Consider the following 23,767-nt stretch of genomic DNA (forward strand, 5'->3'; position numbering starts at 1 on the left):
AACCCCCCCCCAACTCCCAAAAAGGGGAAACCCGCCTCCCCCGACAGAAAGGGGGGGGGCCCTGGGGGGAAAACCCCCCCCCCGGGCCCGCACCGGAGGAAAGCCGCACCCCGTCAGCCGGCCGACGTCAGCCGCCGAACTCCTGCAGACCCTTCAGGGCCTGGTCCAGCAGCGCCTGACGGCCGTCGAGCTCCTTCTGGAGTTTGTCGGCCCTCGCGGTGTTGCCCGCGGAGCGCGCCGCCTCGATCTGACCCGTGAGCTTGTCCACGGCGGCCTGCAGCTGGCCGGTCAGACCCTCCGCACGCGCACGTGCCTCGGGATTGGTCCGCCGCCACTCGGTCTCCTCGGACTCCTGCAGAGCCCGCTCCACCGCGTGCATCCGGCCCTCGATCTTCGGCCGGGCGTCGCGCGGCACGTGGCCGATGGCCTCCCAGCGCTCGTTGATCGAACGGAACGCGGCGCGGGCGGCCTTGAGATCCTGCACCGGGACTAGCTTCTCGGCCTCCTCTGCCAGCTCCTCCTTGAGCTTCAGGTTCTCCGACTGCTCCGCGTCCCGCTCGGCGAACACCGAGCCGCGCGCTGCGAAGAAGACGTCCTGGGCGCCGCGGAAGCGGTTCCACAGATCGTCCTCGTGCTCGCGCTGGGCGCGGCCCGCGGCCTTCCAGTCCGCCATCAGCTCGCGGTAGCGGGCCGCCGTCGGACCCCAGTCCGTCGAAGCGGACAGCGCCTCGGCCTCGGCGACCAGCTTCTCCTTGGTCTTGCGGGCCTCCTCGCGCTGCGCGTCCAGCGACGCGAAGTGCGCCTTGCGCCGCTTGGAGAACGCCGAGCGCGCGTGCGAGAAGCGGTGCCACAGCTCGTCGTCCGACTTGCGGTCGAGCCGCGGCAGCCCCTTCCAGGTGTCCACCAGCGCGCGCAGCCGCTCACCGGCCGACCGCCACTGCTCGCTCTGCGCCAGCTCCTCCGCCTCGGTGACCAGGGCCTCCTTGGCGTGCCGTGCCTCGTCGGACTGCTTGGCCCGCTGTTCCTTGCGCTCCTGACGGCGCGCGTCGACCGTCTCGACGAGCTTGTCCAGCCGCCCCCGCAGCGCGTCCAGGTCACCGACCGCGTGGTGGGCGTCCACCTGCTCACGGATGTGCGCGATGGCGGCCTGGGCGTCCTTCGCCGACAGGTCGGTGGTCTTCACTCGCTTCTCGAGGAGGCCGATCTCCACAACCAGGCCCTCGTACTTGCGCTCGAAGTAGGCCAGCGCCTCGTCGGGGGAGCCGGCCTGCCAGGAACCGACGACCTGCTCGCCCTCGGCCGTACGCACGTACACGGTCCCCGTCTCGTCGACGCGGCCCCACGGGTCGCTGCTCACAGCGCCTCCTCCACATGATGCCCGCGGGAGGCTTCCGCGCCCCCGGGCATCGTCCACAGTTTCGTCACGGCCAACATAGGCGACCGGCGGGGCGGCTGTCCGCATCCCGCGCGACCGAAGTTTCGCAGCTGGCGGTCAGGATTTCGTCACGGTCAGCTTGTTGATCACGACGGTCGCGTTGGGTGCGCCGTCGCCCTGGCCGGTGCTCTCCCCGGCCGCGGCGATCTTCTTCAGAACGCTCATGCCGGACTTCGAGATCGTCCCGAACGGTGTGTAATTGGGCGGCAGCTGACTGTCCTGGTACACGAGGAAGAACTGGCTGCCGCCGGTGTGCTTCTGGCTGGTGTTGGCCATGGCGACCGTGCCCGCCGGGTAGATGCCGCCCTTCAGGCTTTTGTCCTTCAGGTTCTCGTCCGGGATCGTGTAGCCCGGGCCGCCGCTGCCGGTGCCCTTGGGGTCACCGCACTGCAGCACGTAGATGCCGTTCGTGACCAGCCGGTGGCACTTGGTGTGGTCGAAGAACCCCTTGCCCGCAAGGAAGTTGAACGAGTTCACCGTGTGCGGCGCCGCGGCCGTCTTCAGGTCGACGTCTATGTCGCCGCAGGTCGTCGCCAGCTTCATCGTGTAGTCCGCGGACTTGTCGATGGTGACGGCCGGCTCCTTCTTCCAGCTCAGCGACTCCACCTTGCCCGGGGCGGCCTTCTCGCAAGGATCGGGCGCCTTGCTCGGCGCCGAGGGGCTCGGCGTCACCTCCGCGCCCGCGCTGGTCTTCTTGTCGTCGTTCTTGAAGACCCCGGTCGCGTACGACACGACGCTGCCCACCACGACGACGCCGAGGACCGACGCGATCACCGTGTTGCGTGCGTGCGTCCTGCGCCGCGCGGCCGTACGCCGCTGCTGCTGCCGCAAGAACTTCTCCCGGGCGAGCTGACGCCGCCGCTGCTCCTGGCTGACCACCGGGTTTTCTCCTCGTGCGTCTCGTTCGGCAAAGGGGACGCGTGCGTTCAGAGAGCCGACCGCCTGCGTGTGCCCCGTACCGTATATGGGTTCGCTGAGGAAACGGCAGCGCCGGTAGGCTCTGATCCGCAGCCACCCGCCCCGTACGACGCCGTATGACCTCGTACGACACAAACGAAGGACGATCGTGCTCATTGCCGGGTTCCCCGCCGGGGCCTGGGGGACCAACTGTTATCTGGTCGCCCCCGCCGCGGGTGAGGAGTGCGTGATCATCGACCCGGGCCATCAGGCCGCCCAGGGAGTCGAGGACGCACTCGCCAAGCATCGGCTCAAGCCTGTCGCGGTCATCCTCACCCACGGCCACATCGACCACGTCGCCTCGGTCGTACCGGTCTGCGGAGCGCACGACGTACCGGCCTGGATCCACCCCCGGGACCGCTACATGATGAGCGACCCGGAGAAGGCGCTCGGCCGTTCCATCGGGATGCCGCTGATGGGCGAACTGACCGTGGGGGAGCCCGACGACGTGAAGGAACTCACCGACGGCGCCGAGCTCAGGCTCGCGGGCCTCGACCTCTCCGTCGCGCACGCGCCCGGCCATACCAAGGGGTCGGTGACCTTCCGCATGCCCGAGAGCGCGGACATCCCGTCCGTGTTCTTCTCCGGGGATCTGCTGTTCGCCGGCTCCGTCGGACGCACCGACCTGCCCGGCGGCGACGCGGCCGAGCTGCTCGACTCGCTGGCCCGTGTGTGCCTGCCGCTCGACGACTCGACCGTGGTGCTGTCCGGCCACGGCCCCCAGACGACCATCGGCCAGGAGCGCGCCACCAACCCGTATCTGCGGCAGGTGGCCGCCGCCGGCCAGGGAGCACCCGAGGCTCCCCGACGAGGAATGTGACGAGACCTTCCGTGAGCACCTTCAAGGCCCCCAAGGGCACGTACGACCTGATCCCGCCGGACAGCGCCGCCTACCTCGCCGTGCGCGAGGCCATCGCCGCCCCGCTGCGCACCTCCGGCTACGGGTACATCGAGACGCCCGGCTTCGAGAACGTCGAGCTGTTCGCCCGCGGTGTCGGTGAGTCCACCGACATCGTGACCAAGGAGATGTACGCCTTCGAGACCAAGGGCGGCGACAGGCTGGCGCTGCGCCCCGAGGGCACCGCCTCCGTGCTGCGCGCCGCGCTGGAGGCCAACCTGCACAAGGCCGGCAACCTTCCCGTCAAGCTCTGGTACTCGGGCTCGTACTACCGCTACGAGCGCCCGCAGAAGGGCCGTTACCGCCACTTCTCGCAGGTCGGCGCCGAGGCGATCGGCGCCGAGGACCCGGCGCTCGACGCCGAGTTGATCATCCTGGCCGACCAGGCGTACCGCTCGCTGGGTCTGCGCGAGTTCCGCATCCTGCTGAACTCCCTGGGCGACAAGGAGTGCCGTCCCGTCTACCGCGCCGCCCTCCAGGACTTCCTGCGCGGGCTCGACCTCGACGAGGAGACGCTGCGCCGCGCCGACATCAACCCCCTGCGGGTCCTCGACGACAAGCGCGACGACGTCCAGAAGCAGCTGACCGGCGCTCCGCTGCTGCGGGACTACCTGTGCGACGCCTGCAAGGCGTACCACGAGGAGGTGCGCGAGCTGATCACGGCCGCGGGCGTCTCCTTCGAGGACGACCCGAAGCTGGTGCGGGGCCTCGACTACTACACGCGCACGACCTTCGAGTTCGTCCACGACGGACTCGGGTCGCAGTCCGCGGTCGGCGGCGGCGGCCGCTACGACGGGCTGTCCGAGATGATCGGCGGACCCGCGCTGCCGTCCGTCGGCTGGGCGCTCGGCGTCGACCGGACGGTCCTCGCCCTGGAGGCGGAGGGCGTCTCGCTCGAAATCCCGTCGGCGACCAGCGTCTTCGCGGTGCCGCTCGGCGACGAGGCCCGGCGGTTCCTCTTCGCCAAGGTCAACGAGCTGCGCAAGGTCGGCGTCGCGGCCGACTTCTCGTACGGCGGCAAGGGCCTCAAGGGCGCGATGAAGAACGCCAACCGCAGTGGCGCCCGCTATGCGATCGTCGCCGGCGAGCGCGATCTCGCCGAGGGCGTCGTCCAGTTGAAGGACATGGAGTCCGGCGAGCAGACCCCGATCGGGGTCAACGAGATCGTGGCGGAGCTGGAATCCCGCCTGGGCTGACGGCCGCCGGTCCTGCCGGACGGGCCGAGGCTTCCCGCACCGGGGAGGGCTCGGCCCGTCCCGGCGTTTCCGCGGCGACGACCTCCCGGCGGTCATGCGACTTCCGGCGTTAACGGGACGAATGCCTCACGGCCGGGCGGGCCGTCAACTTCGGGGGTGCGGATTCCCCCTGCCGGACAATGCCGAGGTCCGGTCCGGGCGGAACACCTCGCCGTGCCGGAATCCGAGGCCGGTGCCGTCGACGGCGATCACGTACCCGTCCTGCTGGGGCGGTCCCCGCGGGCCCGCCGCGAGTTGATCACGTGTTCCGTCAGGCCGACCGGCTCCCGGGCGCAGCGAACGCGACGGCACGGCCGTCCGTACCTCCTTATGTCCATCGAACGGTGGACACGCGCGTACGTGCGGCACAATGACCGTGCCCGCAGAGCCCACTCCCAGTAACGGATCGGCGTGATGAGCAAGACGACAGCCAAGGACGGCGTCTCCCTCGCCCAGGAGCGCGGCGGCGCTCCGCGGACCGTGGGCGGCAGCCCGGCCCTCGCCCTGCTGCTGGTGATCACCGGCGCGGCCGGTCTGCTCGCCGCGTGGGTCATCACGATCGACAAGTTCAAGCTGCTGGAGGATCCGGGCTTCGTGCCGGGCTGCAGCCTCAACCCGGTCGTCTCCTGCGGCAACATCATGAAGAGCGACCAGGCCTCCGTCTTCGGGTTCCCCAACCCGATGCTCGGACTGGTCGCGTACGGCATCGTGATCTGCGTCGGCGTCAGCCTGCTCGCCCGGGCGACCTTCCCCCGCTGGTACTGGCTGACCTTCAACGCCGGCACCCTCTTCGGTGTCGCCTTCTGCACCTGGCTGCAGTTCCAGTCCCTGTACCGGATCAACTCGCTGTGCCTGTGGTGCAGCCTGGCCTGGGTCGCCACGATCCTCATGTTCTGGTACGTGACCTCGTCGAACATCCGCCACGGCTTCCTGCCGGCGCCGCGCCCGGTGCAGAGCTTCTTCGGCGAGTTCACCTGGGTCCTGCCCGTGCTGCACATCGGCATCATCGGCATGCTGATCCTCACCCGCTGGTGGGACTTCTGGACCGGCTGACCCCGCCCGGGCCCCGGCCGACCGGGCCCGGCGGCGTTGTCGGTGGCGTGGCATAGGGTTTCGTACGTGGAGCCCGACCTGTTCACCGCCGCAGCAGAAGAACGCCAGGAGAAGGACCCGTCCAGCAGCCCCCTGGCGGTCCGGATGCGCCCGCGCACCCTCGACGAGGTCGTGGGTCAGCAGCACCTGCTGAAGCCGGGCTCGCCCCTGCGCAGACTGGTGGGCGACAGCGGCAAAGGCCCCGCGGGACCGTCCTCCGTCATCCTCTGGGGGCCGCCGGGCACCGGCAAGACGACCCTCGCATACGTCGTCTCGAAGGCCACGAACAAGCGCTTCGTCGAGCTGTCCGCGATCACCGCGGGCGTCAAGGAAGTGCGCGCGGTCATCGAGGGCGCCCGCCGGGCCACCGGCGGCTTCGGCAAGGAGACGGTCCTCTTCCTCGACGAGATCCACCGCTTCAGCAAGGCGCAACAGGACTCCCTCCTCCCGGCCGTCGAGAACCGCTGGGTGACCCTGATCGCCGCGACCACGGAGAACCCCTACTTCTCGGTGATCTCCCCCCTCCTGTCCCGCTCCCTGCTGCTGACCCTCGAACCGCTCACGGACGACGACCTGAGCGCTCTGCTGCGCCGGGCGCTCACCGACGAGCGAGGCCTGAAGGAGGCCGTCACCCTCCCCGAGGACACCCGGGAGCATCTGCTGCGGATCGCCGGAGGCGACGCCCGCCGGGCCCTGACCGCCCTGGAGGCCGCGGCCGGTTCCGCGCTCGACAAGGGCGAGCCGGAGATCACCCTCCGGACCCTGGAGGAGACGGTCGACCGCGCCGCCGTGAAGTACGACCGCGACGGCGACCAGCACTACGACGTCGCGAGCGCCCTGATCAAGTCCATCCGCGGTTCGGACGTGGACGCCGCCCTGCACTATCTGGCGCGGATGATCGAGGCCGGTGAGGACCCCCGCTTCATCGCCCGCCGGCTGATGATCTCCGCCAGCGAGGACATCGGCCTCGCCGACCCGAACGCCCTGCCGGTCGCGGTCGCCGCCGCCCAGGCCGTCGCAATGATCGGCTTCCCCGAGGCCGCCCTCACCCTCAGCCACGCCACCATCGCCCTCGCCCTCGCCCCGAAGTCGAACGCCGCGACCACCGCCATCGGCGCCGCCATGGAGGACGTGCGCAAGGGCCACGCGGGCCCCGTCCCGGCCCATCTGCGCGACGGGCACTACAAGGGCGCGGCCAAACTGGGGCACGCGCAGGGCTACGTGTATCCCCACGACCTGCCCGAGGGCATCGCCGCCCAGCAGTACGCACCGGAGGAGCTCAAGGACCGGGAGTACTACACCCCCACCCGGCACGGCGCCGAGGCGCGCTACGCGGACGCCGTCGAATGGACCAGGAAGCACCTCGGTCGAGGACGGCCCTGACCACCCTGTAGACTCCCTGAAGCGCTGCGTCCCGTGTCCGGCTCCGGTCGGCACCACCAGAACGGGACATCCAGCCGGAACCCGTGCGCCGCGAGGCACAGGGGATCCAGGAGCGTCGCGCACCGTCGAAGGTGTCGCGGGCAGCCCACCACCCTCCCGGACCACCGGGAACAGGTCGGTGGGCCACTCGCGTGCTGCACGTATGTGCCCAGACCGGAGAGCGGCTGCCCGGCAGGTCCCGCTACGGACCCGCAGGGTTTCCCCGGCTGCGGATTGCGACCTCCCCTAACCCTGGTGAAGCCGTATTCACATCAGAAACACGAGGTGTTTGGTTCATGCCGAACCAGTCCCGCCCCAAGGTCAAGAAGTCGCGTGCCCTCGGCATCGCGCTGACCCCGAAGGCCGTCAAGTACTTCGAGGCCCGCCCCTACCCGCCGGGTGAGCACGGCCGCGGCCGCAAGCAGAACTCGGACTACAAGGTCCGTCTGCTCGAGAAGCAGCGTCTGCGTGCGCAGTACGACGTGTCCGAGCGTCAGCTCGTCCGCGCCTACGAGCGTGCCGCGAAGACCCAGGGCAAGACCGGTGAGGCCCTGGTCATCGAGCTCGAGCGCCGTCTCGACGCGCTGGTCCTGCGTTCGGGCATCGCCCGCACGATCTACCAGGCCCGCCAGATGGTCGTCCACGGCCACATCGAGGTCAACGGCCAGAAGGTCGACAAGCCGTCCTTCCGCGTCAGGCCGGACGACGTCGTCATGGTCCGCGAGCGCAGCCGCCAGAAGCCGCTGTTCGAGGTCGCGCGTGAGGGTGGCTTCGCCCCCGACGGCGAGACCCCGCGCTACCTCCAGGTGAACCTCCGCGCCCTGGCCTTCCGCCTGGACCGCGAGCCGAACCGCAAGGAGATCCCGGTGATCTGCGACGAGCAGCTCGTCGTCGAGTACTACGCCCGCTGATCGTCTTCCGGCGGACGTAGCACCACCTGTGTGTCAGCCCGCCGTCTCGCCGCCCTTCCGGGTGGGCGAGGCGGCGGGCTTCCGCATGTCCGTGCGTGCCCGCGTCGACCGCGGCGCCGGCACCGCGCCGAGCGTCCGCTTCCCGGCCCGCCCGAACGCCCGGGCCACCGCCGCCTCCTGCTCCAGCCGGGCGCCCTCCCGGACGCACTCCTCGTACCGCTCGTCGCCCAGCAGCTCCCGCGCCGTCGCCTCGCAGCGCTCGTGCGGCGCGTTGTAGTACGCCGAACCGAACAGCGGCAGCCCCACCGACGGCCACATCCGGGACGCCGCGCCCTGCAGCAGCGCCGCCTCGGCCGGATCGCCGTCCTCCGCCGTCACCAGGGCGAGCAGCTCGACGGCGAGGACCGTGCCGAGCAGGTCGTGGAAGGTGTGCCCGATGCCGAGGCACTCCTCCAGCAGATCCCGCGCCCGCTGCCGGTCGCCCTCGGTCCACGCCCCGTAGGCCAGCACATACAGCGCGTACGCCAGCGCCCAGCGCTCCCCGTGGTCCTCGCAGACCCGGCGGACGTCCTCGCACAGCTCGACCGCACCCGGCAGGTCGCCCTGGAACGCCCTCGCCATCGCCAGTTCCACCTGCCCCATCAGGACATTGCTGTTCAGCTCGCCGATCTCGCGGTAGCGGCCGAGCGCCGAGCGCAGCAGACCCTCCGCGCGCGGCATGTCGTCCGTGACCAGCGCCAGGCAGCCGGTGCGGTGCTCCGCGTACGCCACCGCCGTGGGGTCCCCGGACCGCTCCGCCTCGGCACGGCACTCCTGGAGCGCGGCGAGCGCGGGCACCGCGTCCCCCTGGAGGACCGCCACGTAGCCGAGCACCCAGAGCGCCTTGAGCCGCGACTGCTCGTACGCCCCGTCCTGCGGGGACGGCTCGACGCAGCGGTCCAGCCAGTGCCGCCCCTCGGCGAGCCGGCCGCAGCCGACCCAGAAGAACCAGAGGCTTCCCGCCAGGTACTGGCCCAGGTGTGTCTCGCCCGGCTCGGTCAGGCAGTACTCGAGAGCGCACCGCACATTCGGCAGCTCCGCCTCGATGCGCGCCGCGACCTCTCCCTGGCGCGGCGAGAACCAGTCCAGCTCGCACCACGTGGCCAGGCCCATGAACCAGTCGCGGTGGCGGCGGCGCAACCGCTCCGCGTCCCCCATCGCCGCCAGCCACTCGGCGCCGTACGCGCGGACCGTGGCGAGCATGCGGTAGCGGACGCCGGCGGAGCTCTCCTCGCGGGTGACCACGGACTGGGCGAGCAGCGCGCCGAGGACGTCGAGGACGTCCTCGGCCCGCAGCCCGTCACCGCTGCACACGTACTCGGCGGCCTCCAGGTCGAACCGCCCGGCGAACACCGAGAGGCGTGACCAGAGCAGCCGTTCCTCCGGTGTGCACAGCTCGTGGCTCCAGCCGATCGCCGTACGCAGCGTCCGGTGGCGCGGCGGCACGTCCCGCCCGCCGCCCGTCAGCAGCCGGAACCGGTCCTCCAGGCGCGACAGCAGCTGCGCGGGGGAGAGCGTGCTCAGCCGGCCCGCGGCCAGTTCGACGGCGAGCGGAATCCCGTCCAGGCGCCGGCACAGCTCCAGGACGGCGGACCGGTTCGCGTCGTCCACCGCGAACCCGGGCAGCCGGGCTGCGGCCCGCACCGCGAACAGCTCCACGGCCTCCGGCCCGGTCATCGGCGCCAGCGGGAACAACTGCTCGCCCTCGACCTCCAGCGGCCTGCGCCCCACGGCGAGCACCCGCAGCCCCGGCACGGCCCGCAACAACTCGCTTACCAGCGGGGCGCACACGTCCACCAGATGCTCGAAACCGTCCAGGACCAGCAGGAGCCGACGCCCGGCGAGATGGTCGAGCAGTACCTCGCGCGGCAGCCGGGACGTGTGATCCGTCAGTCCCAGGGCCTCCAGCACCGCGTACTCCACGAGCTCCGGCTCACGGACCGCGGCCAGCTCCACCCGCCACGCTCCGTCACTCTGGTCCGTCCGTGCCGCCGCGTGCGCCGCGAGCCGCGACTTGCCGACGCCCCCCATCCCCGTCACGGTCACCAGCCGGGCCGACTCCAGTGCCTCCGCCAGGCGCCTCAGTTCCGCCGAGCGCCCCACGAACGCGTTGAGTTCCAGGGGGAGATTGCCGGGGGACGGGGAGCCCGCGAGCCGGGGCGGGTGAGAGGGGCGCATGGGACACGGAGCGTACTGACACGTGTGCGTTCCGTACAATCGGTTCGCGCGAACTCCGGACGGAGGCGGCGGTAATCGGGTGCGGAGCGGCGGCCCCGGCGCGATAGGCTCGGGGGACGACTTTTCGAAGTTCAGGCACGTATCAGGGAGCGGGTGCAATCAGAGTGTCCGGTGGAGAGGTGGCCGGGATCCTGGCGGCCGTGTTCTGGGCGATCCTGGTCTCCTTCCTCGCCGTGGCACTGGCGAGACTGGCCCAGACGCTCAGGGCGACCACCAAGCTCGTGGCGGACGTGACCGACCAGGCCGTCCCGCTGCTGGCCGACGCCTCCTCGGCGGTGCGCTCCGCACAGACCCAGATCGACCGGGTGGACGCCATCGCCTCCGACGTCCAGGAGGTCACGTCGAACGCGTCGGCGCTGTCCACGACGGTCGCGTCCACCTTCGGCGGCCCCCTGGTGAAGGTCGCGGCGTTCGGCTACGGCGTCCGCCGGGCACTCGGTGTCCGACGTGAGAACGAGCCCCCCAAGGCGTCCCGCCGCACCGTGATCGTGGGACGCACCGTCCCGTCCGCGCGACGGGGAAAGCGGAAGAAGGACTGACGCAGCGATGTTCCGCCGTACGTTCTGGTTCACCGCGGGCGCAGCCGCCGGCGTATGGGCCACCACCAAGGTCAACCGCAAGATCAGGCAGCTGACTCCCGAGAGCCTCGCGGCACAGGCCGCGAACAAGGCGATCGAGGCGGGCCACCGGCTCAAGGACTTCGCCCTCGACGTCCGTGAGGGCATGCTCCAGCGCGAGGCCGAACTCGACGAGGCACTCGGACTGAACGCCGCCACGGACCCCGCACTGCCCGCCCCGCGGCGCCTGGCCGCCATCGAGAACCGCAGCAACCCCGAGTACGTCGAGAGGTCGGCGCACTCGTACAACCGGAATGAGGACCACTGATGGAGTCGGCCGAGATTCGCCGCCGCTGGCTGAGCTTCTTCGAGGAGCGCGGTCACACCGTCGTCCCTTCGGCGTCGCTCATCGCGGACGACCCGACTCTGCTCCTGGTCCCCGCGGGCATGGTCCCCTTCAAGCCGTACTTCCTCGGCGAGGTCAAGCCGCCGTTCCCGCGCGCCACCAGCGTGCAGAAGTGCGTGCGCACCCCCGACATCGAAGAGGTCGGCAAGACCACCCGCCACGGCACCTTCTTCCAGATGTGCGGCAACTTCTCCTTCGGCGACTACTTCAAGGAAGGCGCCATCACGCACGCCTGGGAGCTGCTCACCTCGCCCCAGGACAAGGGCGGTTACGGGCTCGACCCGGAGCGCCTGTGGGTGACCGTCTACCTCGACGACGACGAGGCCGAGCAGATCTGGCGCGAGAAGATCGGCGTGCCCGCCGAGCGCATCCAGCGCCTCGGCAAGAAGGACAACTACTGGTCCATGGGCGTCCCCGGACCCTGCGGCCCGTGCTCCGAGATCAACTACGACCGCGGCCCCGAGTTCGGCGTCGAGGGCGGCCCGGCCGTCAACGACGAGCGGTACGTGGAGATCTGGAACCTGGTTTTCATGCAGTACGAGCGCGGCGAGGGCACCTCGAAGGAGGACTTCGAGATCCTCGGCGAGCTGCCGCAGAAGAACATCGACACCGGCCTCGGCATGGAACGCCTCGCGATGATTCTGCAGAACGTGCAGAACATGTACGAGATCGACACCTCCATGGCCGTCATCAGGAAGGCCACCGAGCTGACCGGCGTCGAGTACGGCGCCGCCCACAACTCCGACGTCTCGCTGCGCGTGGTCACCGACCACATGCGCACGTCCGTGATGCTCATCGGAGACGGCGTCAGCCCCGGCAACGAGGGCCGTGGCTACGTGCTGCGCCGCATCATGCGCCGCGCCATCCGCAACATGCGGCTGCTCGGCGCCACCGGCCCGGTCGTCAAGGACCTCATCGACGTCGTGATCGAGATGATGGGCCGGCAGTACCCGGAGCTCGTCTCCGACCGCCGGCGCATCGAGACCGTGGCCCTCGCCGAGGAAGCCGCCTTCCTCAAGGCCCTCAAGGGCGGCACGAACATCCTCGACACCGCTGTCACCGAGACCAGGGCCGCCGGCGGCACGGTGCTCTCCGGCGACAAGGCGTTCCTGCTCCACGACACCTGGGGCTTCCCGATCGACCTCACCCTCGAGATGGCCGCCGAGCAGGGCCTCTCCGTGGACGAGGACGGGTTCCGCCGCCTGATGAAGGAACAGCGGGAGCGCGCCAAGGCCGACGCCCAGGCCAAGAAGACCGGCCACGCCGACCTCGGTGCCTACCGCGAGATCGCCGACGCCGCCGGCGAGACCGAGTTCGTCGGGTACACGCAGACCGAGGGCGAGTCCACGATCGTCGGCATCCTGGTCGACGGCGCCTCCTCCCCGGCCGCCACCGAGGGCGACGAGGTCGAGATCGTCCTCGACCGCACGCCGTTCTACGCCGAGGGCGGCGGCCAGATCGGTGACACCGGCCGCATCCGGGTGGACACCGGCGCCGTGATCGAGGTCCGCGACTGCCAGAAGCCGGTGCCCGGGGTGTACGTCCACAAGGGCGTCGTCCAGGTCGGCGAGGTGACCGTGGGCGCCAAGGCCCAGGCCACCATCGACGTGCGCCGCCGCACGTCGATCGCCCGCGCCCACTCGGCCACGCACCTCACCCACCAGGCCCTGCGGGACGCTCTCGGCCCGACGGCCGCCCAGGCCGGCTCCGAGAACCAGCCCGGCCGTTTCCGTTTCGACTTCGGCTCCCCGTCGGCCGTGCCCACGACCGTGATGACGGACGTCGAGCAGCAGATCAACGAGGTGCTCGCCCGCGACCTGGACGTGCACGCCGAGGTCATGGGCATCGACGAGGCGAAGAAGCAGGGCGCCATCGCCGAGTTCGGCGAGAAGTACGGCGAGCGCGTGCGCGTCGTCACCATCGGCGACTTCTCCAAGGAGCTGTGCGGCGGCACGCACGTGCACAACACGGCCCAGCTCGGCCTGGTCAAGCTGCTCGGCGAGTCGTCCATCGGCTCCGGCGTGCGGCGCATCGAGGCCCTGGTGGGTGTCGACGCCTACAACTTCCTCGCCCGCGAGCACACGGTCGTGGCCCAGCTCCAGGAGCTGGTCAAGGGCCGCCCCGAGGAGCTCCCGGAGAAGATCTCCGCCATGCTCGGCAAGCTGAAGGACGCCGAGAAGGAGATCGAGAAGTTCCGCGCGGAGAAGGTCCTCCAGGCCGCCGCCGGGCTCGCCGAGTCCGCCAAGGACGTACGCGGCATCGCGCTGGTCACCGGGCAGGTCCCGGACGGCACGACCGCCGACGACCTGCGCAGGCTGGTGCTCGACGTGCGGGGCCGCATCCAGGGTGGACGGGCCGTCGTCGTCGCCCTGTTCAGCACCGTGGGCGGCAAGCCGCTCACGGTCATCGCCACCAACGAGGCGGCCCGCGAGCGCGGCCTCAAGGCCGGTGAACTCGTCCGTACGGCCGCCAAGACCCTCGGTGGCGGTGGCGGCGGCAAGCCGGACGTCGCCCAGGGCGGCGGCCAGAACCCGGCCGCCATCGGTGAAGCCGTGGACGCCGTCGAGCGCCTCGTCGCCGAGACGGCCAAGTAAGGGTCCTGAGATGCGCAGAGGACGCCGGCTCGCGATCGACGTCGGGGACGCCCGCATCGGGGTCGCCTCGTGCGACCCCGACGGGATCCTCGCCACCCCGGTGGAGACGGTGGCGGGGCGCGATGTCCCGGCCGCTCACCGCCGGTTGCGGCAACTCGTCGAGGAGTACGAACCGATCGAGGTCGTCGTCGGACTCCCTCGCTCCCTCAAGGGGGGCGAGGGTCCGGCCGCGGTCAAGGTCCGCGCCTTCGCCCAGGAGCTCGCCCGGGGCATCGCACCCGTCCCGGTGCGGCTGCTGGACGAGAGAATGACCACGGTGACGGCCAGTCAGGGACTGCGCGCCTCGGGCGTGAAGTCCAAGAAGGGCAGGTCGGTCATCGACCAGGCGGCCGCCGTCATCATTCTGCAGCAGGCCCTGGAGTCCGAACGGGCGTCAGGCGGGGCGCCCGGCGAGGGCGTCGAAGTGGTCATCTGATCGCGATACGGTAACGTTCCGCGCGATGCGGCGGTGTTCGAACAGTCGCCGCACAGAGAAGAGGCGGACAGGAGCCGTGCCAGGCGCCAGCAGCCACCGCCTCGCGGCTCTAGGGGATCGATGACTGAGTATGGCCGGGGCCCAGGCTCCGAACCGTGGCATCCGGAGGACCCGTTGTACGGGGACGGCGGATGGGGAGGACAGGCCCAGGAGGGCCAGTCCCCCTACGGCGGCCAGCCGCAGCACTATCCGCAGCAGCCGCAGTCGCAGCAGCCGCAGTACGGCGACTGGGACAACGGCCACCAGGCCACGTACGACCAGCAGGGTCAGCAGCAGTACGGCGACCGGGCCCAGCAGCCCTACGCGGAGCAGAACCACCAGCACGGCCAGGCCCCGCAGCAGTACGGCGAGCAGGATCATCAGCAGTACGGCCAGGGCGGACAGCCGCAGTACGACCAGGACCGGCAGCAGTTCCAGGGGCAGGGCGGTCAGTACCCGGACCAGGGACAACAGCGGCAGTACGCGGGCCAGGGACAGCAGGAGTCCGACAACGGCGGCTGGAACACCGGGTCGAACGCCCAGGTCCCGTACCCCGCCGACCCGGTCGACCCCTACGGTGCCCACGCGGCCCCCTACGCGAGCGGTGAGCAGCCCGACTTCTACAACACGCCGGACGCGTACCCGCCGCCCGAGCCGCCCGCCCGGCGCCGTGCCGAACCGGAGCCGCAGACCGACTGGGATCCCGGACCCGACCAGGGCGAGCACGCCTTCTTCGCGGACGACGACGATTCCGACGACGACGACGCGGACGGCCGCGGCGGGCGCGGGGACCGGCGGGGCCGGGGCGGCGGCAAGGACCGCAAGCGCCGCAGCGGATGCGCCTGCCTCGTGGTCGTCCTCGTCTTCGGCGGCGGCCTCGGCGGAGTCGGATATTTCGGCTACCAGTTCTACCAAAATCGTTTCGGCTCGGCGCCCGACTACGCGGGGGACGGCACGGACGACCAGGTGACGGTCGTCATCCCGAAGGGCGCCTTCGGCTCCGCGATCGGCCAGAAGCTGAAAGAGGCCGGCGTCGTCAGGAGCGTCGACGCCTTCGTCAGCGCGCAGACGAACAACCCCGACGGCGACAAGATCCAGGCGGGCTCCTACCTGCTCAACACCCGGATGTCCGCGGAGAGCGCCGTGGCCCTGATGCTCGACCCGAAGAGCCGGAACAATCTGACGGTCTTCGAGGGTGAGCGCAACGCCCAGGTCTACGCGGCCGTCGACAAGGCCCTCGAGATCAAGAAGGGCACCACCCGGGGCGTCGCCCGGAAGGAATGGCCGGACCTCGGCCTGCCCTCCTGGGCGAACACGGGCAAGAACATCAAGGACCCGCTGGAAGGATTCCTCTTCCCGTCGACCTATCCGGTGGCCAAGGGCATGAAGCCCAAGGAGGTCCTGGAGCAGATGGTCGACCTGGCCAAGGAGAAGTACGCCGAGCTCGGCATCGAGTCCAAGGCCGACGACCTGAACCTGAAGAACCCCCTGCAGGTGCTGACGGTTGCGAGCCTCGTCCAGGCCGAGGGCAAGTACAAGCGCGACTTCGAGAAGGTCGCGACGGTCGTCTACAACCGGCTGAAGCCGGACAACACCGAGACCTACGGCCTGCTCGACTTCGACTCGACCGTCAACTACCTCCGCGGCGAGTCCAAGCTCGCGACGGGTTCGGTCAACGAACTGCGCCGGCTCGACGACCCCTACAACACGTACAAGATCAAGGGTCTGCCGCCCGGACCGATCAGCAACCCCGGCGAGGTGGCCATCGAGGCCGCGCTCAAGCCGGCCAAGGGCAACTGGTACTACTTCGTCTCCGTCAGCGAGGACAGGACGCTGTTCGCCGAGACGAACCAAGAGCAGAACCGCAACCGTGAGAAGTACCTCGAAGAACAGAAGGGGCAATGAGCGGCACCGGCACCGGCACCGACGTCAGCAAGCGCAGAGCCGCCGTACTGGGCTCTCCGATCGCCCACTCCCTGTCCCCGGTGCTGCACCGGGCCGCGTACGAGCGGCTGGGTCTCGACGGCTGGTCCTACGACCGGTTCGAGGTCGACGAGGAGGCCTTGCCCGCCTTCGTCGGGAAGCTGGGGCCGGAATGGGCGGGGCTTTCGCTGACCATGCCGCTCAAACGGGCCGTCATCCCGCTGCTCGACGAGATCAGCGAGACGGCCGCCTCCGTCGAGACGGTGAACACGGTCGTCTTCGCCGAGGACGGCCGGCGCACCGGTGACAACACCGACGTCCCCGGCATGGTCGCCGCCCTGCGCGAGCGGGGCATCGAGCAGGTCGACTCCGCCGCCGTGCTCGGCGCCGGCGCCACCGCCTCCTCCGCGCTGGCCGCGCTGGCGCGGATCTGCACCGGCGAGGTCGTCGCGTACGTCCGCAGCGAAACGCGTGCCGCCGAGATGCGGCAGTGGGGCGAGCGGCTCGGCATCGACGTGCGGACGGCGGACTGGCAGGACGCGGCACAGGCCCTGCACGCGCCCCTCGTGATCGCCACCACCCCCGCGGGCGCCACGGACGCGCTCGCCGCCGCCGTGCCCGAGCGCCCCGCCACCCTGTTCGACGTGCTGTACGACCCGTTCCCCACCGAGCTCGCCGCCCGCTGGTCGGCGTACGGCGGCGCCGTCGTCAGCGGCCTCGACCTGCTCGTGCACCAGGCGGTGCTCCAGGTCGAGCAGATGACCGGCCGTTCGCCCGCGCCGCTGGACGCCATGCGCCAGGCGGGCGAGCACGCGCTCGCGGGGCACTGAGACCCCCCGCCTCCGCGCCGCCGTCCGCCTGATGGACCTGGGGCCGGTTCCCGCCGCCGGACGTGGGAGGATCGGGGGTGGCGGGCCAGGGCCGCGCACCCGGTCCCGCCTTCGCCGTACGCGAGGACGCGCGTACGCAGCAGCAGTACCGGGCGCGAGCAGGAGGAGCACCGTTGAGCAGGTTGCGCTGGCTGACCGCGGGGGAGTCCCACGGTCCCGCACTTGTCGCGACGCTGGAGGGACTTCCCGCCGGCGTGCCGATCACCACGGACATGGTGGCGGACCACCTGGCCCGGCGGCGCCTCGGTTATGGGCGCGGTGCGCGGATGAAGTTCGAGCGTGACGAGGTCACCTTCCTGGGCGGCGTCCGGCACGGCCTCACCCTCGGCTCCCCGGTCGCGGTCATGGTGGGCAACACCGAGTGGCCGAAGTGGGAGCAGGTCATGGCGGCCGACCCCATCGCCCCGGAGATCCTCGCCGACCTGGCCCGCAACGCGCCGCTGACCCGGCCCCGCCCCGGCCACGCGGACCTCGCGGGCATGCAGAAGTACGGCTTCGACGAGGCCCGGCCGATCCTGGAGCGTGCCTCGGCGCGGGAGACGGCAGCCCGGGTGGCGCTCGGCGCGGTGGCCCGCTCCTACCTGAAGGAGACGGCCGGCATCGAGATCGTCAGCCATGTGACCGAGCTGGCGGGCGCCAAGGCGCCGTACGGGGTGTACCCCAAGCCCTCGGACGTGGAGAGGCTCGACGCCGATCCGGTGCGCTGCCTGGACGCCGACGCGTCGAAGGCGATGGTCGCGGAGATCGACCAGGCCCACAAGGACGGCGACACCCTGGGCGGTGTGGTCGAGGTGCTGGCCTACGGCGTCCCGGTCGGCCTCGGCTCGCACGTGCACTGGGACCGGCGGCTCGACGCCCGGCTCGCCGCGGCGCTCATGGGCATCCAGGCCATCAAGGGCGTGGAGGTCGGCGACGGCTTCGACCTGGCGCGGGTGCCCGGCTCCCAGGCGCACGACGAGATCGTCCACACCGACCAGGGCATCAAGCGCTCCACCGGCCGCTCCGGCGGCACCGAGGGCGGTCTGACGACCGGTGAACTCCTGCGCGTACGGGCCGCGATGAAGCCCATCGCGACCGTGCCGCGCGCCCTGGCCACCATCGACGTGGCCACCGGCGAGGCCGCCAAGGCCCACCACCAGCGCTCCGACGTGTGCGCGGTCCCGGCCGCCGGCATCGTCGCCGAGGCCATGGTGGCGCTGGTCCTGGCGGACGCCGTGGCCGAGAAGTTCGGCGGCGACAGCGTCCCCGAGACCCGCCGCAACGTGACGTCGTACCTCGAGAACCTGGCCATCCGGTGAGCCCCGCGCCCCTGGTCGTGCTGGTGGGCCCGATGGGCGTCGGCAAGTCCACGGTGGGCGCGCTGCTCGCCGGGCGGCTGGGCTGCGCCTACCGGGACACGGACGACGACATCGTGGCCGGTGAGGGCCGCACCGTCGCCGACATCTTCGTCGACGAGGGCGAGCCCGCCTTCCGCGCGATCGAGAAGCGGGCGGTGCACCGGGCGCTCGCCGAGCACGACGGTGTGCTGGCACTGGGCGGTGGCGCGATCCTCGACGACGAGACGCGCTCGCTGCTCGCCGCACACCGGGTCGTCTACCTCTCGATGGACGTCGAGGAGGCGGTCCGGCGCACCGGTTTGAACGCGGCGCGGCCGCTGCTCGCGGTCAACCCCCGCCGGCAGTGGCGCGAGCTGATGGAGGCCCGCCGTCACCTGTACACCGAAGTGGCCCGCGCGGTGGTCGCCACCGACGGCCGCACCCCCGAAGAGGTCGCCCAGGCGGTCCTCGACGCACTGGAGTTGAAGGAAGCATGAGCGAGGCTGTGACCCGGATCCACGTCGGCGGTACGGCGGGCACCGATCCCTACGAGGTCCTGGTCGGCCGTCAGCTCCTCGGCGAACTGGGCGCGTTGATCGGCGAGGGGACCAAGCGCGTCGCGGTCATCCACCCCGAGGCGCTGGCCGACACCGGCGAGGCGCTCCGTGCCGACCTGGCCGGACAGGGCTTCGAGGCCATCGCCATCCAGGTGCCGAACGCCGAGGAGGCCAAGACCGCCGAGGTCGCCGCGTACTGCTGGAAGGCGCTGGGCACCTCCGGCTTCACGCGTACCGACGTCATCGTCGGTGTGGGCGGCGGCGCGACCACCGACCTCGCCGGTTTCGTCGCGGCGAGCTGGCTGCGCGGGGTGCGCTGGATCGCCGTCCCGACGACCGTGCTCGGCATGGTGGACGCGGCGGTCGGCGGCAAGACCGGCATCAACACCGCCGAGGGCAAGAACCTGGTCGGGGCCTTCCACCCGCCCGCCGGGGTGCTCTGCGACCTCGCCGCGCTGGACTCGCTGCCGGTCAACGACTTCGTGTCGGGTCTCGCGGAGATCATCAAGGCCGGTTTCATCGCCGACCCGGCGATCCTGGACCTCATCGAGGCCGACCCGCAGGCGGCCCGCACCCCGGCGGGGCCGCACACCGCCGAGCTCATCGAGCGCTCCATCAGGGTGAAGGCGGAGGTCGTCTCCGGGGATCTCAAGGAGTCGGGGCAGCGGGAGATCCTCAACTACGGGCACACCCTGGCCCACGCGATCGAGAAGAACGAGCGCTACCAGTGGCGGCACGGCGCGGCTGTCGCCGTCGGCCTGCACTTCGCCGCCGAACTCGGCCGGCTGGCGGGCCGCCTCGACGACGCCACCGCCGACCGGCACCGCACGATCCTGGAGGCGGTGGGCCTGCCGCTGCACTACCGCTACGACCAGTGGCCCAAGCTCCTGCAGAACATGAAGGTCGACAAGAAGTCCCGCGGTGACCTCCTGCGCTTCATCGTCCTCGACGGGCTGGCCAGGCCGACCGTCCTGGAGGGTCCCGACCCGGCCGTCCTCCTCGCCGCCTACGGCGAGGTGGGCGAGTAGTTCCCCTCGGTCCGCTTGGTCCGATTTCGCGGCGCCCCCGGGCACTGCGGGCCCTTCCCGGCCGTTCACACAACGGCGGCCGGGGACGGTACCGTTCGGTAGGCGGCGGGGCTCGGGCCCCGCTGCCGCGCCAACGGCCTGCGGCGACCGCGCTTCAGGGGCGTTTCGGTGCCGTGGGGGAGAGCGCGCGGAGGCCGCAGGGGTCGAGCGCGGCCGGTCCCGGCAGCGACAGAGGCGTCCCGGACGCGACCGAGCCGAAAGACACGAGACGGAGTGGCACCGGATGCAGCACGCAGTGGGGGCTCCGCTGCCGCCGCCCCATCAGCCGGGGCACGGACCGGCCGTCGGCTGGTCATCTGCCGGACAGCACCCGGGACCGGGTCCGGTACCCGCGTCCCCGCCCGGCCCGGGCTTCGCCGGGGCCCCCCTTCCCCCCGGGGTCCCGCCCGCCCAGGCCCCGCACCACCCCCCTGCGCACCAGCCTCCCGCGCCGCCCGCGCAGGCGCCGGTGCCCCCGGCGCACCAGGCCCCCACGCCGGATGCCACCGGCCATGTGCGGCTGCCCCCTGGTGCCCCCGTGGCCGTGCCGTCCCCGCCGCCCGCCGTGGGCACCCCGGACCCGGCGGCCACCACGCTCGCGGTGCTGCTCATCGGCCCGGCCGGAGCCGGCAAGACCAGCGTCGCGAAGTACTGGGCGGAGCACCGCCGGGTCCCCACGGCGCACATCAGCCTCGACGACGTCCGCGAATGGGTGCGCTCGGGCTTCGCGGACCCCCAGTCCGGGTGGAACGACCACTCGGAGGCGCAGTACCGCCTCGCCCGCCGCACCTGTGGATTCGCCGCACGGAACTTCCTGGCCAACGGCATCTCGTGCATCCTCGACGACGCCGTGTTCCCGGACCGACCGGTCGTCGGCCTCGGCGGCTGGAAGCGGCACGTGGGCCCCGGTCTGCTGCCGGTCGTCCTGCTGCCGGGCCTGGAGATCGTCCTGGAGCGCAACGCCGAGCGCTCCGGCAACCGCCGGCTCACCGACGAGGAGGTCGCCCGGATCCACGGCCGGATGGCCGGTTGGTACGGCTCCGGGCTGCCCATCATCGACAACTCGCAGCTCGACGTGCCGGCCACCGCGCGGATCCTGGACGACGTCCTCGCCCGCTCGATCGCCAGCCCGCCGCAGTGGTGACCTGCCGAGACTGAGATCGCCGGTCCTCCGCCCGCGCGCTCAGCGGTGTCGGGGGGGGGGGGCCCCGACGCCCGGTCGGCCCCGCTGGACCGGCGACATCCGGCCACCGCTCGTAGGCTCGGAACATGTCAGAGGTGTACGCGGCGCGCCGCGAGCGGCTCCGGGAACGCAGCACGGCGGGCGGCAGCGCCGCGGCGCTCGTCACCCGCCCGGCCAACGTGCGGTATCTCGCGGGCACGGCGCCGGACGGCGCCGTCCTGCTGCTCGGCAAGTCCGAGGACCTGCTGCTCTGTTCCTCCCTGCCGGGCGGGGACGCCGCCGAGGGGCGGCCCGACGAGGCGCTGCGGGTGCGGCTGACGGGTGTGCCGGGCGGTGACGCGGCCGTCGCCGCGGCCGACCTCGCGGCCGCGCAGGGTGCGGAGTCCCTCGCCGTGGAGGAGCACCACCTGACAGTGCGGCGGCACCGCGCCATCGGCTCGGCGGCACCCCGGCTGCGGCTGGCGGACCTGGGCGGCGCGGTGGAGCAGTTGCGGGTCGTCAAGGACGAGGAGGAGATCTCCTGCCTGCGCATCGCCGCCGAGATCGCCGACCAGGCCCTGGGCGAGCTTCTCGAATCGATCCTCGTGGGCCGCACCGAACGGCATCTCGCGCTCGAGCTGGAGCGCCGGCTCGTCGACCACGGCGCCGACGGCCGGGCGTTCCCGACCTCCGTCGGCGCCGGCCCGAACTCGGGGCGCCGCGGACACCGGCCCACCGACCGCCGGGTCGAGGAGGGCGATTTCCTCTCGGTCTGTCTGGGCGCCGTGTACCGCGGCTACCGCTGCGAGATCGGCCGCACGTTCGTCGTCGGGACCTCGCCCGCGGACTGGCAGATCGAGCTGTACGACCTCGTCTTCGCCGCTCAGCGCGCCGGACGCGAGGCTCTGGTGCCGGGTGCCGCCTACCGTGACGTGGACCGGGCGGCCCGTCAGGTACTGGACTCCGCGGGGCATGCCGAGGGCCTTCCGGTGCTCACCGGACACGGTGTCGGGCTCGAAATCGACGAGGACCCGCAGTTGGCCCCCGCGGCCATGGGTAAACTGGACGCTTGCGTGCCGGTCACCGTCGAACCGGGGGTTCACCTCCCGGGCCGGGGCGGTGTCAGGATCGATGACACGCTCGTCGTGCGCCACGAGGCGGACGGCGGACCCGAGCTACTCACCATTACGACCAAGGAGCTGCTCGCGCTGTAGCGCGTGTCTTCTGGTCGTCCACGTCAGTCCAGGAGATTCCGCAACCGTGGCTTCCACGAACGACCTCAAGAACGGCCTGGTCCTCAAGCTCGAAGGCGGCCAGCTCTGGTCCGTCGTCGAGTTCCAGCACGTCAAGCCCGGCAAGGGCCCGGCCTTCGTGCGCACCAAGCTGAAGAACGTGCTCTCCGGCAAGGTCGTCGACAAGACGTTCAACGCCGGCGTCAAGGTCGAGACGGCCACGATCGACAAGCGTGACATGCAGTTCTCGTACATGGACGGCGAGTACTTCGTCTTCATGGACATGGACACGTACGACCAGCTCATGGTCGACCGCAAGTCCGTCGGCGACGCCGCCAACTTCCTGATCGAGGGCTTCACCGCCACCGTCGCGCAGCACGAGGGCGCGGTGCTCTTCGTCGAGCTGCCGGCCGCCGTCGAGCTGACCATCCAGGAGACCGAGCCCGGTGTGCAGGGCGACCGCTCCACCGGTGGCACCAAGCCCGCCACCCTGGAGACCGGCCACCAGATCCAGGTGCCGCTCTTCATCACCACCGGTGAGAAGATCAAGGTCGACACCCGTACGAGCGACTACCTCGGCCGGGTGAACAGCTAACCGTGGCTGCCCGCAACACGGCCCGCAAGCGCGCCTTCCAGATCCTCTTCGAGGGCGACCAGCGCGACGTGGACGTCCTCACGGTCCTCGCGGACTGGATCCGGCACTCCCGGTCCGACACCCGGCAGCCGCCGGTCAGCGAGTACACGATGCAGCTGGTCGAGGGGTACGCCGAGAAGGCCGCCCGGATCGATGATCTCCTCGCGCAGTACTCCGTCGGCTGGACGCTCGACAGGATGCCGGTCGTCGACCGCAACGTCCTGCGCCTCGGCGCCTACGAGCTGATCTGGGTCGACGAGACCCCGGACGCCGTGGTGCTCGACGAGGCGGTCCAGCTGGCGAAGGAGTTCTCCACGGACGAGTCGCCCGCGTTCGTCAACGGCCTGCTGGGCCGTCTGAAGGAACTGAAGCCGTCGCTCCGCCGGGACGAGGCCTAACTCGAATTTCCCGCGGGGCGTGGCCTGGTCGTACGGCGCGCCGTGACGACGTACGGAACGCCGGAGGGCCCGCAGCGCACCCGCTGCGGGCCCTCCGGCGTTCCTGTGTCCTCCTGTGCCCTCGCGGGGGCTTGGCGGCCTCGCCGGTGCCCCCGGGGTCCGTGCGGCGCGCAGAAAGCCGCCGGGGGGGGGGGGGGGGGGGGGGTTCCTCTCCCCCCCCCCCCCCCCTCCCCTTCCCCCCGCCAAAAAGAAAGACCCCCTCTTCTGGGAAACCACGCCTCGCATCTCCC

General features: G+C 71.3%; 21 protein-coding genes. 18 read left to right on the forward strand and 3 right to left on the reverse strand.

All coding sequences use genetic code 11. The features are described 5' to 3' along the window. Nucleotides 1-127: 127 nt before the first annotated feature. Nucleotides 128-1,357 carry a DUF349 domain-containing protein gene (locus tag AC069T_RS19920; RefSeq protein ID WP_478784010.1) on the reverse strand — a complete coding sequence of 410 codons (1,230 nt, stop codon included), beginning with the start codon at nt 1,355-1,357 and terminating at the stop codon, nt 128-130. Between the two features lie 135 nt (nt 1,358-1,492). Then, the gene (locus tag AC069T_RS19925) at nt 1,493-2,314 is read right to left on the reverse strand and encodes a peptidylprolyl isomerase (RefSeq protein WP_478784011.1); all 822 of its coding nucleotides are present in this window, start codon (nt 2,312-2,314) and stop codon (nt 1,493-1,495) included. A 187-nt stretch (nt 2,315-2,501) separates the two neighbouring features. On the opposite strand from AC069T_RS19925, the gene AC069T_RS19930 reads away from it, so the two are divergent. The 5 genes from AC069T_RS19930 (at nt 2,502) to rpsD (ending at nt 7,950) form a co-directional block, all read left to right on the forward strand. Then, nucleotides 2,502-3,212: an MBL fold metallo-hydrolase gene (locus AC069T_RS19930; protein WP_358854270.1), complete on the forward strand. Its 711-nt coding sequence runs from the start codon at nt 2,502-2,504 to the stop codon at nt 3,210-3,212. Between the two features lie 11 nt (nt 3,213-3,223). Next, nucleotides 3,224-4,486 (forward strand): histidine--tRNA ligase, encoded by a 1,263-nt coding sequence (gene hisS / locus AC069T_RS19935; RefSeq protein ID WP_478784012.1) that lies wholly within the window; start codon nt 3,224-3,226, stop codon nt 4,484-4,486. Between the two features lie 453 nt (nt 4,487-4,939). After that, on the forward strand, nt 4,940-5,578 hold the full coding sequence (locus AC069T_RS19940) for a vitamin K epoxide reductase family protein (protein ID WP_478784013.1): 639 nt from the start codon (nt 4,940-4,942) through the stop codon (nt 5,576-5,578). Between the two features lie 66 nt (nt 5,579-5,644). Further along, nucleotides 5,645-7,000: a replication-associated recombination protein A gene (locus AC069T_RS19945; protein ID WP_478784014.1), complete on the forward strand. Its 1,356-nt coding sequence runs from the start codon at nt 5,645-5,647 to the stop codon at nt 6,998-7,000. A 335-nt stretch (nt 7,001-7,335) separates the two neighbouring features. Beyond that, nucleotides 7,336-7,950, forward strand: coding sequence for a 30S ribosomal protein S4 (gene rpsD / locus AC069T_RS19950; RefSeq protein WP_358855555.1), 615 nt, complete (start codon nt 7,336-7,338; stop codon nt 7,948-7,950). A gap of 33 nt (nt 7,951-7,983) precedes the next feature. On the opposite strand, the gene AC069T_RS19955 is transcribed toward rpsD, so the two are convergent. Beyond that, nucleotides 7,984-10,167 (reverse strand): ATP-binding protein, encoded by a 2,184-nt coding sequence (locus AC069T_RS19955; protein WP_478784015.1) that lies wholly within the window; start codon nt 10,165-10,167, stop codon nt 7,984-7,986. Nucleotides 10,168-10,331: 164 nt separating this feature from the next. On the opposite strand from AC069T_RS19955, the gene AC069T_RS19960 reads away from it, so the two are divergent. The 13 genes from AC069T_RS19960 to nusB all read left to right on the forward strand — a co-directional run bounded on the left by AC069T_RS19960 (nt 10,332) and on the right by nusB (nt 23,477). After that, entirely contained in the window at nt 10,332-10,766 is a 435-nt protein-coding gene (locus AC069T_RS19960; protein ID WP_478784016.1) for a DUF948 domain-containing protein, read from the forward strand. A gap of 7 nt (nt 10,767-10,773) precedes the next feature. Next, the gene (locus AC069T_RS19965) at nt 10,774-11,112 is read left to right on the forward strand and encodes a DUF6167 family protein (RefSeq protein WP_478784017.1); all 339 of its coding nucleotides are present in this window, start codon (nt 10,774-10,776) and stop codon (nt 11,110-11,112) included. Further along, on the forward strand, nt 11,112-13,784 hold the full coding sequence (gene alaS / locus AC069T_RS19970) for an alanine--tRNA ligase (protein WP_478784018.1): 2,673 nt from the start codon (nt 11,112-11,114) through the stop codon (nt 13,782-13,784). The genes AC069T_RS19965 and alaS overlap by 1 nt, the downstream gene beginning before the upstream one ends. 10 nt (nt 13,785-13,794) lie before the next feature. Beyond that, on the forward strand, nt 13,795-14,259 hold the full coding sequence (gene ruvX / locus AC069T_RS19975) for a Holliday junction resolvase RuvX (RefSeq protein WP_476751964.1): 465 nt from the start codon (nt 13,795-13,797) through the stop codon (nt 14,257-14,259). Between the two features lie 120 nt (nt 14,260-14,379). Continuing rightward, entirely contained in the window at nt 14,380-16,203 is a 1,824-nt protein-coding gene (gene mltG, locus AC069T_RS19980; RefSeq protein WP_478784019.1) for an endolytic transglycosylase MltG, read from the forward strand. After that, nucleotides 16,200-17,051: a shikimate dehydrogenase gene (locus tag AC069T_RS19985; RefSeq protein ID WP_478784020.1), complete on the forward strand. Its 852-nt coding sequence runs from the start codon at nt 16,200-16,202 to the stop codon at nt 17,049-17,051. The genes mltG and AC069T_RS19985 overlap by 4 nt, the downstream gene beginning before the upstream one ends. Nucleotides 17,052-17,224: 173 nt before the next feature. Then, nucleotides 17,225-18,409, forward strand: coding sequence for a chorismate synthase (aroC, locus tag AC069T_RS19990; protein WP_478784021.1), 1,185 nt, complete (start codon nt 17,225-17,227; stop codon nt 18,407-18,409). Nucleotides 18,410-18,441: 32 nt separating this feature from the next. After that, nucleotides 18,442-18,924 (forward strand): shikimate kinase, encoded by a 483-nt coding sequence (locus AC069T_RS19995; protein ID WP_478784100.1) that lies wholly within the window; start codon nt 18,442-18,444, stop codon nt 18,922-18,924. Continuing rightward, nucleotides 18,921-20,012 carry a 3-dehydroquinate synthase gene (gene aroB, locus AC069T_RS20000; RefSeq protein WP_478784022.1) on the forward strand — a complete coding sequence of 364 codons (1,092 nt, stop codon included), beginning with the start codon at nt 18,921-18,923 and terminating at the stop codon, nt 20,010-20,012. The genes AC069T_RS19995 and aroB overlap by 4 nt, the downstream gene beginning before the upstream one ends. Before the next feature lie 283 nt (nt 20,013-20,295). Further along, nucleotides 20,296-21,195 carry a Pro-rich N-terminal domain-containing protein gene (locus AC069T_RS20005; protein ID WP_478784023.1) on the forward strand — a complete coding sequence of 300 codons (900 nt, stop codon included), beginning with the start codon at nt 20,296-20,298 and terminating at the stop codon, nt 21,193-21,195. 125 nt (nt 21,196-21,320) lie between these two features. After that, nucleotides 21,321-22,427 carry a M24 family metallopeptidase gene (locus AC069T_RS20010; protein ID WP_478784024.1) on the forward strand — a complete coding sequence of 369 codons (1,107 nt, stop codon included), beginning with the start codon at nt 21,321-21,323 and terminating at the stop codon, nt 22,425-22,427. Nucleotides 22,428-22,473: 46 nt separating this feature from the next. Next, nucleotides 22,474-23,040: an elongation factor P gene (gene efp, locus AC069T_RS20015; RefSeq protein ID WP_478784025.1), complete on the forward strand. Its 567-nt coding sequence runs from the start codon at nt 22,474-22,476 to the stop codon at nt 23,038-23,040. Between the two features lie 2 nt (nt 23,041-23,042). Next, the gene (nusB, locus tag AC069T_RS20020; RefSeq protein ID WP_476751956.1) at nt 23,043-23,477 is read left to right on the forward strand and encodes a transcription antitermination factor NusB; all 435 of its coding nucleotides are present in this window, start codon (nt 23,043-23,045) and stop codon (nt 23,475-23,477) included. Nucleotides 23,478-23,767: the final 290 nt, after the last annotated feature.

This window comes from Streptomyces sp. NPDC043867, from assembly GCF_056435845.1.